Source organism: Mesorhizobium australicum WSM2073 (assembly GCF_000230995.2).
In the GTDB taxonomy this organism is placed as follows: domain Bacteria; phylum Pseudomonadota; class Alphaproteobacteria; order Rhizobiales; family Rhizobiaceae; genus Mesorhizobium; species Mesorhizobium australicum.
The window spans coordinates 4,598,538-4,610,454 of record NC_019973.1 but is presented as its reverse complement, the minus strand read 5'-3'; the positions used below and the strand labels follow the sequence as shown (position 1 = coordinate 4,610,454).

Annotated in this window: 9 protein-coding genes; 3 read left to right on the top strand and 6 right to left on the bottom strand. The window is 62.1% G+C overall.

The window, feature by feature from the left end; all coding sequences use genetic code 11:
• Window positions 1–71 precede the first annotated feature (71 nt).
• Window positions 72–1,316 (bottom strand): MFS transporter, encoded by a 1,245-nt coding sequence (locus tag MESAU_RS22275; protein ID WP_015318282.1) that lies wholly within the window; start codon window positions 1,314–1,316, stop codon window positions 72–74.
• A 163-nt stretch (window positions 1,317–1,479) separates the two neighbouring features.
• Window positions 1,480–1,854, bottom strand: a complete 375-nt coding sequence (locus MESAU_RS22270) for an avidin/streptavidin family protein (protein ID WP_015318281.1) — start codon at window positions 1,852–1,854, stop codon at window positions 1,480–1,482.
• A gap of 222 nt (window positions 1,855–2,076) precedes the next feature.
• Here MESAU_RS22270 and aspS point away from each other — a divergent pair, with 222 nt between their 5' ends.
• Complete coding sequence (gene aspS, locus MESAU_RS22265; RefSeq protein WP_041163861.1) at window positions 2,077–3,864, top strand: aspartate--tRNA ligase; 1,788 nt, start codon at window positions 2,077–2,079, stop codon at window positions 3,862–3,864.
• Between the two features lie 228 nt (window positions 3,865–4,092).
• Here aspS and MESAU_RS22260 read toward each other — a convergent pair whose 3' ends face one another.
• Complete coding sequence (locus MESAU_RS22260) at window positions 4,093–5,283, bottom strand: hypothetical protein (protein WP_015318279.1); 1,191 nt, start codon at window positions 5,281–5,283, stop codon at window positions 4,093–4,095.
• 331 nt (window positions 5,284–5,614) lie between these two features.
• On the opposite strand from MESAU_RS22260, the gene parC reads away from it, so the two are divergent.
• Window positions 5,615–7,867, top strand: coding sequence for a DNA topoisomerase IV subunit A (gene parC / locus MESAU_RS22255; protein ID WP_015318278.1), 2,253 nt, complete (start codon window positions 5,615–5,617; stop codon window positions 7,865–7,867).
• A 265-nt stretch (window positions 7,868–8,132) separates the two neighbouring features.
• The gene (locus tag MESAU_RS22250; protein ID WP_015318277.1) at window positions 8,133–9,341 is read left to right on the top strand and encodes an AI-2E family transporter; all 1,209 of its coding nucleotides are present in this window, start codon (window positions 8,133–8,135) and stop codon (window positions 9,339–9,341) included.
• Between the two features lie 9 nt (window positions 9,342–9,350).
• On the opposite strand, the gene MESAU_RS22245 is transcribed toward MESAU_RS22250, so the two are convergent.
• From MESAU_RS22245 to MESAU_RS22235, 3 genes are all read right to left on the bottom strand, one after another.
• On the bottom strand, window positions 9,351–10,247 hold the full coding sequence (locus MESAU_RS22245; protein WP_041163860.1) for a DMT family transporter: 897 nt from the start codon (window positions 10,245–10,247) through the stop codon (window positions 9,351–9,353).
• A gap of 131 nt (window positions 10,248–10,378) precedes the next feature.
• Complete coding sequence (locus MESAU_RS22240; RefSeq protein WP_015318275.1) at window positions 10,379–11,137, bottom strand: arginyltransferase; 759 nt, start codon at window positions 11,135–11,137, stop codon at window positions 10,379–10,381.
• A 139-nt stretch (window positions 11,138–11,276) separates the two neighbouring features.
• The gene (locus tag MESAU_RS22235; RefSeq protein WP_015318274.1) at window positions 11,277–11,747 is read right to left on the bottom strand and encodes an RDD family protein; all 471 of its coding nucleotides are present in this window, start codon (window positions 11,745–11,747) and stop codon (window positions 11,277–11,279) included.
• Window positions 11,748–11,917 lie beyond the last annotated feature (170 nt).

The window sequence follows — 11,917 nt, the reverse complement described above, 5'->3', positions numbered from 1 at the left end:
TCGCTTTTGGCAGGAGTAGGGTCTTCCTAGATTTCAGCCGGGAAGGCTTTCGTCAAGCTGTGGCGCCATCGTCACGGCCCTTCCGGACTGTCTGGATCACTATTTCTCCTCGCCAGCCGCGCGAAAATGGTCGACGTGCGCAACAGCGCCGTGAAGCGGCTGCGCTTGCCCGCCGGTACTCCAGAGCGTGCCTGCATGCGGTAGAGGATGACGGCAATGAAGATCGCGTAGACCACGGCGCTGAAGACGAACAGCGCGCTTGGCCCGAAATACTGCATCGCGGTCGAGGCCGCGAAAGGGCCGCCAATAGCGCCGAAGGAGTAGAACAGCATCAGGGCGGCGTTGATCAGCACGAACTCGCCGGCATCCGCGCGGTCGTTGGAATGTGCCGCCGACAGCGAATACAGCGGCATGGCGAAACAGCCGAAGATAAAGATGATGATGAAGTTGAGCAGCGGGTTGCTGCCGGCGATGAACACCAGCGCCAGAGCCGAAAGCATCGCGCAGCAGGTCGTCATCAGCAGCACCCGGCGCCGATCCCAGCGGTCGGAGAGGTAACCGAGCGGATACTGGATGATGGCGCCGCCGAAAATGCCGACGCTGACGAAGGTGACGACATCGCCGACCGACATGCCGATCTGCTCCGCATAGACCGGCGACAAGGTGCGAAAGGCACTGTTGGTGACGCCGACGGCGATGCAGCCAAAGCAGCCCAGAGGCGAAATCCGCCAGACGCGGGCCAGATCGAGCTTGACCTCTTCCGGCGGCGTCGGGTTGGAGCGGTCGCCGAGCGAGACCGGCACCAACGACAGCGTGATCATGATCGACATGATTGCGAAGATGGTGAAGCCACCGGCGCCGAAGACGGGAATCAGGAACTGGGCTGATGTCACCGATCCGGTATCGACCATCCGGTAGATCGCCAGCACGCGGGCGCGGTCGCGGTTGGTGACGCCGGAATTCAGCCAGCTTTCGACGATGGTGAACAATCCGGCGAAACAGAAGCCGCCGGCAAAGCGCACCGCGCACCACATCACCGGACCGAGAACCAGCACGAGCAGCAAGGTGCCGACGGAGGCGATCGCCGCCAGCGCCGAAAACGCCCTGATATGGCCCACCGCCTTCATGATGCGGGTGATGGCCAGGCAGCCGAGCAGGAAGCCGGCGAAATAGAAGGTGCCCATCAGGCCGATGTCGGAAGCCGAAAACCCTTCCTGCGCGCCACGCAGCGCGATCAGCGTGCTCTGCAGCCCATTGCCGCCGAGGAGGATGCCTGCGGCGAGAAGAAGCGGGATCAGGGGACGGATGGAGGACATAAGGAATACAGCCGCTCATCGTTGATCCTTTTTGGACCATCGTCTCCGTCGATGCCAGCGGCATTTGCCAATGAAAAGGCGGCAAGGCCTCGGCCCGAATTCAGCTCGGCGGATGAAACAGATGTCGATGGCGACCGGCAGCGCCGGTTAATCGGTCAGAGTATCAATCGACGCGCTCAAAAATGTCTAGGCTGGTCCCGAAGGCGCGCCATGTTCCAACCGTGGTCAGCTTTGCGGGCTCACCCTCGGCATCGGCTGAAAGAGCCAGGCCAGCCACCGTGTGCCACAACATCTCGATCTTGCCGTCTCGAAAAATGCCGGTATAGCTGACCGCCGCCGGCCCCGTCTTTCCTGACGCCGCGGAAGTAAAGCCGATCACATCTCCATGAGCGGCCCCGTGAAGAGGCACTTCCATCCCGGAAAAGCTGCTGTCGGGCAACGCTGTCTTGAAGACACCGCGGATCAAACCCTCACTATCGTCCTCAATAATTACAACCGAACCGTATTGATTGCGCCAAGTGCCCTTCCAGGAAAACACGTTTGCCTCCTCTCGGTCCATCATGCGCTAACGCGACAGGCGGTTCACCGTTCCGCCACATGACCGGCCATAAATTGAAAGCCGAAGTTCCAAGCTGAGAGATCGCCCCTCCGTCCCTTTGCCTTGACAAACCATGCCTCTCATGCGCTTTTCGCGCAAATTTTGGGCCGGGCTGCGATGCTTTGGCCCGCCACTCACAATCCCGGACTTTTATCCATGACCATGCACCGTTACCGCAGCCATACCTGTGCCCAGTTGCGAAAGAGCGACGTCGGCAATTCCGTTCGCCTGTCGGGTTGGGTGCATCGCGTGCGCGACCATGGCGGCCTGCTGTTCATCGACCTGCGCGACCATTACGGCCTGACCCAGATCGTCGCCGATCCCGATTCGCCTGCCTTCAAGATCGCCGAGACCTTGCGCGGCGAATGGGTGATCCGCGTCGATGGCGAGGTCAAGGCGCGCTTGCCCGAGACCACGAACGCCAATTTGCCGACCGGCGAGATCGAGATTTTCGCCCGCGAGATCGAGGTGTTGTCGGCGGCCAAGGAATTGCCGCTGCCGGTGTTCGGCGAGCCCGATTATCCCGAGGACATCAGGCTGAAATACCGCTTCCTCGACCTGCGCCGCGAGACACTGCACAAGAACATCGTGGCGCGCACGAAGATCATCGCCGAGATGCGCAAGCGCATGGGCGAGGTCGGCTTCACCGAATTCTCGACGCCGATCCTGACCGCCTCGTCGCCGGAAGGCGCGCGCGACTTCCTGGTGCCGTCGCGCATCCATCCCGGCACCTTCTACGCGCTGCCGCAGGCGCCGCAGCAATACAAGCAGCTGATCATGGTGTCGGGCTTCGACCGCTATTTCCAGATCGCGCCCTGCTTCCGTGACGAGGACCCGCGCGCCGACCGCTTGCCCGGCGAATTCTACCAGCTCGACCTCGAAATGAGTTTCGTCGAGCAGGACGACGTGCTGTCGACCATGGAACCGGTGATGCGCGGCGTCTTCGAGACCTTCGCCAACGGCAAGCCGGTGACGCAGAAATTCCAGCGCATCCCCTATGATGTCGCCATGCGCAAATACGGCTCCGACAAGCCGGACTTGCGCAACCCGATCGAGATGCAAGCCGTCTCCGACCATTTTCGCGATTCCGGCTTCAAGGTGTTCGCCAACATCCTGGCCAACGATCCGAAGGCCGAGGTGTGGGGCATTCCGGCAAAGACCGGCGGCAGCCGCGCCTTTTGCGACCGCATGAATAGCTGGGCGCAAGGCGAGGGCCAGCCGGGCCTGGGCTACATCTTCTGGCGCAAGGAAGGCGACAAGCTCGAAGGCGCCGGCCCGCTCGCCAAGAACATCGGCGAGGAACGTACCGAGGCGATCCGCTTGCAACTCGGTCTTGCCGACGGCGACGCCGCTTTCTTTGTCGCCGGTGATCCGAAGAAGTTCGTGTCGTTCGCCGGCGCGGCGCGCACCCGTGCCGGCGAGGAGCTGAACCTCGTCGACCGCGAACGCTTCGAACTGTGCTGGATCGTGGACTTCCCGTTCTTCGAATGGAACGAGGAGGAGAAGAAGATCGACTTCGCCCACAACCCGTTCTCGATGCCGCAGGGTGGCATCGATGCGCTGAACGGCGAGGATCTGCTCGGCATCAAGGCCTTCCAGTACGACATGGTCTGCAACGGTTTCGAGATCGCCAGTGGCGGTATCCGCAACCATCTGCCCGAAACCATGGTCAAGGCGTTCGAGACGGTCGGGCTCGACCGCGCCACGGTCGAGGAGCGCTTTGGCGGCCTCTACCGTGCCTTCCAGTATGGCGCGCCGCCGCATGGCGGCATGGCCGCCGGCGTCGACCGCGTCGTCATGCTGCTGGTCGGGGCGAAGAACCTGCGCGAGATCACCATGTTCCCGATGAACCAGCAGGCTTACGACCTGTTGATGAACGCGCCGTCGGAAGCCTCGCCGCAGCAGCTTCGCGATTTGGCGCTGCGGGTAGCGCCGGTGAAGAAGGACTGACGGGTGCAACTGCCCTTTCTCCCCGTCACTATACGGGGAGAAATGTCCGGCAGGACAATGAGGGGCAGCGCGGATGCTGGGGATTTGCGAGCGATCGTAGCAGCCGAGGCCTTCTGACAGGCAATCGTTTCAGACTGGAATTCATATTCGCAAGCGTCGGCGCTGCCCCTCATCCGCCTGCCGGCACCTTCTTCCCGTATAGTGACGGGGAGAAGGCAGCTAATTCGATCAGTCCTCGTTCGCCTTGACGGTCACGCCGAGCGTCTTCGGCAGGTCGAGCGGGTTGGACATGGCGCCCGCCATGATCAGCGCGAACGGCACCGATGCCGGCGGCTCGGCCGAGATTTCGAGGCTCTTCGGATCGTCGAGATATTTGCTGACAGCCGCCGTAACCTGGGCCGTCAGCTCGGGATTGTTGAGCTGCGCCATGCCGAACGGCACGATTGCCTTGGCTTGGTTGGCGATGTCCTTGGCCGACATGCCCTGCTGCTTGCCGACATAGTCCAGCACCTTGCCGGTCAGCGAATCGTCGTCGAAGCGGATCGATGCGCTGTTGAACGAAAGCTGCTGCAACAGGCCGAGCATGGCCATGCCTTGCGCCGAATTGTCGGCGCCTTCCGGCTGTGCGGCCATCTTCTTCTGCATTTCCTGCAGCGACTTGATGAAGTCGATCGTGTAGCCGCCGAGGTCGAAGGTCATGCCGAGCGTGCCGGCATTCTCGACGGATATGTCGTATTTCGACAGCTCCATCTTGCCGTCCGACGGCTGCCAGGTGCCGGCCATTTCAAGATTGCCCGAAATGTTCTGGTAGCCGAGCGCGTTGATGACGTCCTTGGACTTGGGGTCCTCGACCAGCGAGAGATCGGCCGTGAATTTCTCCGTGTTGGCGGTGAATTCCATCGCCTTGCCGTCGGCGGGCGGCGTGATCTGGATGGCAAGCCCGTCCATCGAAAAAGCGGTCTTGTCGGCGACCTTGACCGTCATGTTCGAGAGTTCAGCGGATTTGTACATCATCAGCGAGCCAAGCGGGCTGGTGGAGCCGTCGGCCGGCACCGTCATGTCGTGGATGACGAAGGGGCTGAGATCCAGGGTGACGCCGTCCTTGCTGTGTTCGAAGGCCGAGGTCGACACGGTGCCGATATCATAGCCGCCATTGGCTTCGGTGATGTTCTCGAGCTTGACGTCGCCGATCGTCAGCGCTTCCTTTTCCGCGGCCGGTTTCACGGACACGCCCTGCAGCACCATGCTGGTGTTGTCGCCGGTCACGCCGGTCCAGGAGATGTCGACGCCCTGGGCGGAGAGTGCTGCCTTCAGCCGGTCCGCGACCGCCGCGTCCTGGGCAAGGGCCGCATTCAGCGGCAGCGTGAGCAAGAAGGTCGAAAGTGCGAATTTCCGGAGAGTTGAGCGGTTGATTGTCATCGCAAGGTCCCTGAGAGTGTCCTGAAATTATTTTTCGATTCGTTGCGCCATCACCATTCCGTGACGAACTGGACGGGAAAAAGGCGTGTCCCGGCACAATGGTCGAAAATCGCGCTGAAAGGCAAACCCGATCCGACCGCTATTGGAGAATGCAGTGAATTTGGCATGAAGGTCGAGCCGCCAGCGTGCTTCGCAATAGATGCGGCATGTAACAGATTGATGTTGGCCGGCAAGCTCGACCTTGCGGTTTTCTGTTGCAGAATTGCGCGCAAATCGACTGGCCCGGTGCGCGCCTCTTGCCGCGAATCACCCGCTCGGCTAGGTGCAGCCCATGGGAAAAAGGCTTTTGCCGCCTGACAATGGCGGCGGCGATCATATCGAACCGGTCGACCTGAAGAAGGCGCTGGAAGAGCGCTATCTCGCCTATGCTTTGTCGACCATCATGCACCGGGCGCTCCCGGATGTGCGCGACGGACTGAAGCCGGTCCATCGCCGCATCATGCACGCCATGCGCCTGTTGCGCCTCAACCCCGACCAGGGGTTCGCCAAATGCGCTCGTATCGTCGGCGAGGTGATGGGCAAGTTCCACCCGCATGGCGACCAGTCGATCTATGATGCGCTGGTGCGGCTGGCGCAGGATTTTTCGATGCGCTACCCCCTGGTCGACGGCCAGGGCAATTTCGGCAACATCGACGGCGATAACGCCGCCGCCATGCGCTACACCGAAGCGCGTATGACCGACGTGGCCACCGATCTGCTTGCCGGCATCACCGAGGACGCGGTCGACTATCGGCCGACCTACAATGAAGAAGACGAGGAGCCGGTCGTGCTCCCCGGTGCCTTCCCCAATCTCTTGGCCAACGGCTCGTCCGGCATCGCGGTTGGCATGGCGACCTCGATCCCGCCGCACAATGCCGCAGAGCTCTGCGACGCGGCGCTGCATCTGATCGAGCATCGCGATGCGCCGGTGGCGAAGCTGATGGATTTCGTCCAGGGCCCGGATTTTCCGACCGGCGGCATCATCGTCGACAGCCGTGCCTCGATCCTCGAAGCCTATGAGACCGGCCGCGGCGGGTTTCGCGTGCGGTCGAAATGGAACCAGGAAGACCAGGGCAGGGGCACCTGGAGCATTGTCGTCACCGAAATCCCCTATGGGGTGCAGAAGGCGCGGCTGATCGAGAAGATCGCCGAGCTGTTGATGGCCCGCAAGCTGCCGCTGCTCGAGGATATCAGGGACGAAAGCGCCGAGGACATCCGCGTCGTGCTGGTGCCGAAGAGCCGTTCGGTCGACCCAGGCATCCTGATGGAATCGCTGTTCAAGCTGACCGAGCTCGAAAGCCGTTTCCCGCTCAACATGAATGTGCTGTCGCGCGGCAAGGTGCCCAACGTGCTGTCGCTGAAGGGCGTGCTGCAGGAATGGCTGGACCACCGCCGCGACGTCCTCATCCGTCGCTCGAAATTTCGCCTCGGCGAGATCGAGAGGCGGCTGGAAATCCTTGCCGGCTACCTGATCGCCTATCTCAACATCGACGAGGTGATCAGGATCATCCGCGAGGAGGATGAGCCCAAGCAGGTCATGATGGCCCGCTGGTCGCTCACCGACACCCAGGCCGAAGCGATCCTCAACATGCGGCTGCGCGCCTTGCGCAAGCTGGAAGAATTCGAGATCCGCAAGGAATTCGACGGCCTGACCGCGGAGAAGAAGCAGATCGAGGCACTGCTGGCGTCCGATGCCAAGCAATGGTCGACCATCAAGTGGGAAGTCACTCAGGTTCGCGACAAGTTCGGTCCGGAGACCGAGCTCGGCAAGCGCCGCACGCAGTTCGCCGACGCGCCCGAGCACGACCTGACCGATATCGCGCACGCCATGATCGAGCGCGAGCCGGTCACCGTGGTGGTTTCGGAAAAAGGCTGGCTGCGGGCGATGAAGGGCCATCTGGCCGATTTTTCGACGCTGACCTTCAAGGAGGGCGACAGCCTCAAGCTCGCCTTCCATGCCCAGACGACGGACAAGGTTCTGGTCTTCACGACCGGCGGCAAGTTCTATACGATCGGCGCCGACCGGCTGCCGGGCGGCCGCGGCCATGGCGAGCCGATCCGCATCATCGTCGACATGGACAATGACCAGGACATCGTCACCGCCTTCGTCCACGATCCCAAGCGCAAGCTGCTGCTCGCCTCTTTCGACGCCAACGGCTTCATCGTTCCCGAGGAAGAGGTGGTCGCCAACACCCGCAAGGGCAAGCAGGTGATGAACGTCAAGGCGCCGGACGAGGCCAAGCGCTGCGTGCCGGTCACCGGCGATCACCTGGCCATCGTTGGCGAGAACCGCAAGATGCTGGTGTTCGCGCTCTCGGAAATTCCGGAGATGGGTCGCGGCAAGGGTGTGCGGCTGCAGAAATACAAGGACGGCGGCCTGCTCGACCTCAAGCCGTTCACGCTGGAGACCGGTCTCTCCTGGCAGGATTCGGCCGACCGTACCTTCACCCGGTCGCGCGAGGAATTGGCTGAATGGATCGGCGCCCGGGCGTCGGCGGGACGGATGGTGCCTAAGGGATTCCCAAGGACTGGGAAGTTCGGCTAGAAGCTGCCGATCTCCTCCCTCGTGGGGGAAATGGCCGGCTGGCCAGAGGAGGCGCTGTCCCGCCAGCGCATCAAATGGCTGGCTACACCTCTCGCAATTCTCGGTCCTTAAGATCAGATCAGAGGTTCACGCCCCCTCTGTCCTGCAGGAGATTCCCCACGAGCGGGGAGATTGGCAGCTGCGCCATCACCATTTGGAGTATCGTCACGATTGCTGCACTATATCGGTGCATAACTGACCGGATGGGCCGGGGAGAACAGGGCGTTTGAAGGAAGCAAAGATCCAGAAGCCGGAACGGCAGCAGCGCCTCTTCGGGCTGTCCACACCGCTTCGTTCGGCCGTCATACCGCCGCTCTCGGCGGCGCGCTGGCTGCTGGTGCTGATCGTTGCCGCCGGCGTCTATTTTTTCCATGGCTTCCTGTTCCCGGTGCTGGCCGCCCTCGTTATCGCCTTCGCCAGCTGGCCGCTCTACCGACGGCTGCTGGTCGGCGTCGGCGGCAACCGAACCATCGCCGCCACATTTGCCATCCTGTTCATCCTGGCCTTCCTGGTGATACCGATCGCGCTTGCCGGCACCTATGCCATCAACGAGGTGCGCGAATGGGTCGGCTGGGCGATAGAGACCAACCGCCACGGTGCGGTGACGCCGCACTGGATCGCCACCCTGCCTGTGGTGGGTGAATGGCTGAACGAGCAGTGGACGACCAATCTCGGCCATCCCGGCGGCATCGGCGAACTGATCCAGCTGGTCAGCGGCGCCAATATAGGCAGCATCTACCGCGGTGCGCTCGCCGCCGGCGGCAGCGCTTTCAGCCTCTTTCTGACGCTGCTGTTCATGATGATCGCCCTGTTTTTCGCCTATCGCGACGGCGAGAATTTCGCCGGCCAGATCGACCGCCTCGGCGAGCGCATCCTGCCCACCCGCTGGGAACGGATCTCGCGCGTCGTGCCGGCGACCATTTCCTCGACCGTGACCGGCATGACGGTAATCGCCATTGGCGAGGGACTGGTGCTGGGCATCGCCTACTGGCTGGCCGGTGTGCCGTCGCCGGTGACGCTCGGCGCGCTGACCGGCGTGATGGCGCTCATCCCAGGCGGTGCGCCATTGTCCTTCACATTGGTCTCGATCTACCTCGCCGCCAGCGGCTCGCCGATGGCCGGCCTGGCGCTGTTCATCTGGGGCACGGTCGAGTTGTTCGTCGTCGACAAGACGTTGCGCCCCAAGCTCGTCGGCGGCCCGATAAAACTGCCCTTCCTGCCGACCTTTTTCGGTTTGATCGGCGGCGTCAAGACCATGGGTTTTCTCGGCCTGTTCATCGGCCCGGTGCTGATGGCGCTGCTGGTCGCGATCTGGCGCGAGTGGCTGCGCGAGGTGGAACTGGCCGACGAGATCGTGCCGCCGAATGAAATCGAAGCCGGTCCACAAATCGAGGTCCTGCCCGAACCCAGCGTGGTCAAGAAAGCCAGCGCCTGAATCTCGACTCTACGCCGGATGGTGTACCGCGAGGTCGCCGCGGCGCTTGCGCCCATCATGCAACTGCCAGAGCGAATGGGCGACGAGCGTGACGATCAGGATGCCGCCGCCGATCAGGCTGTTGCGGGTCGGCGTCTCGGCAAAGATCATCCACACCCAGATCGGCGCCAGCACGGTTTCGAGCAGGTAGAACATCGCCACTTCCGGTCCTGAAATGTATTTCGGCCCGGCGGCGAGGCAGAAGAACGAGATCGGCATGATGACGGCGCCGTTGAAGATGATCCACCATGGCGCGTTTACGTGAAAGCCTTCGCCGCTCACCATGAAGGCCGCCAGCCCAAGCGGCAGAAGGACGCCGATCAGCGAGGTGAATCCCATATCTTTGCCGCTGGCTCGCGAGAGGGTGATGGCCACCGCGATGAAGAAAGCCGAGCACAGCGCCATGAAATCACCGAACAGCTTGCCGCTGCCAACCGAACCGCCGACGATGACCAGCACGCCGAGGATCATGACCAGCATGGCCGCGATCGTCACCGCTCCCGGCCTTTCCCGTAGGAATATCCAGGACAAGAGTGCGGCGAAGACGGTGTTGAAGGCCAGGATGAACACCAGGTCGGCGGTCGAGGTGTGGAAGACCGCGGTAACGAAGGTGATCGAGGTCAGCCCATAGCATATCGCCACGATCAGCCCGGACCAGCCGGGGATAAGCGGCGGGACATTCCGGCTCAGCGCGCGCCAGACCGACCAGATGATCATCGCGGCGATGAAGGTGGTTCCGGTTCGCAGCAAAAGGATGGTCCACGCGCCGCCATCCGCAAGGCGGATCAACGGTATGTCGACGGTCAGTATCAGTCCGCCGATGGCGGTTATCAGAAGGCCCTTCTGGTGATCATGGTGAGAGGACATGCAGGAACTTTCGCAATTGAATTGCAGGCGGCCGGTCGGCGCAAGCGCGCACTCTCTCCAGCCGAGCGGCTGAAAGACCAGCATCCCCTGCCTTGAAACAGTTTAAGCGTGGATCGGGGGAAAACTCAGCGTCAGACCGCTTCGTTGGTATAGCGCTCCCAGCCTTTTGGGCCGAGATGCTCCTGCGGCATGAAGCGCATCTTATAATTCATCTTGCGCGAACCATTGACCCAGTAGCCAAGGTAGACATGGGGCAGCCCCATCGCCTTGGCACGGGCGATATGGTCGAGGATCATGAACGTGCCGAGCGAGCGGCTTTCGAAATCGGGATTGAAATAGGAATAAACCATCGACAAGCCGTCGGCCATCTTGTCGGTGAGCGCCACCGCTATGAGTTCACCCTGGCCTTTGCCGGTGATGAAGGTGTCGGGTCCGCGCCGCCGGTATTCGATCACCTTGGTGTCGACATGGGTATCCTCGACCATCATGGCGTAGTCGAGCACCGTCATGTCGGACATGCCGCCGCGGCGGTGGCGGGCATCGAGATAGCCGCGAAACAGTGAATATTGTTCGGTCGAGGGCTCGGCGTTGTGCATGGCGCCGACGAGGTCGGAATTGTGCTGCAGCACGCGCTTCATGTTGCGGCTGGCGGTGAACTCCTGTGCCAGGATACGCACCGACACACAGGCGCGGCAGGTCTCGCAGGCTGGTCTGTAGGCGATGTTCTGCGAGCGCCGGAAGCCGCCTTGCGTGAGCAGGTCGTTCATCTCCGAGGCCTTGTCGCCGACCAGATGCGTGAACACCTTGCGCTCGAACTGGCCGTCGAGATAGGGGCACGGCGACGGCGCGGTCAGGAAGAACTGCGGCGACTGGGTCGGGTGCTGCGTCATCGAGCCTTGGAAACACTCCTTCGAATCGCTCTACCTTTGGCTCCGGCGGCGAAAAATTCAACAGGATTGTGAAGGTGTGGGCAACTCAACACCTTCACATTTGCGCTCAAGGGGGCTGCGGCTTTGCTTCAGGGCGGTTTCAGCGGCCGGTGCGGCTGACGACAGTGCCGAGCAAAAGATCGTGCAGCGTGCGCTTGCGGTCCGAGAACAGGGTCACCAGCAGGACCAGCGGCGACAGGATGACGTTGCCGGCCCAGAACAATACGGAATGGACGACCGCGGTCAGCCCGTCGATGCGGGTGCCGTCGAGACGGTCGAGGCGGATGCCCATCATCTTCATGCCCGTGGTGGCCTGGTCGGCGCTACCCAACGTGTTCCAGATGTAGAGGATGGCGACTGCCGGCACCAGGACGCCGAACAGCATCCAGCCCAGGCCGAGGGTCAAGAGCCCGAGGAAGAACACCAGGATGGCGACCGGAATGCTCAGCAGGCCAACGATCAGATAGTCGAGCACGAAAGCCAGGATGCGCCTTGTGCGCACGCCTTCAAAAGCCCTGACATCGTCGAGCCGGGTGTTGATGATTTCGCCGTCGAGAACGCGAGCGTTCATGTCATTTCCTCGTAACAGGGGCCTGCTTAGCCTGCGCCCCACCGCACCAGAAATGGTGAAGGCTCATGGTGGAATCAAGATCGGACCGTTTCGCCGCGGCGCCAGGCGGGACAGAATGGGCTGAGGGTCCGAAGCGGTTGAATTTGCAGCACGGATGGCGTTAGCTTGCT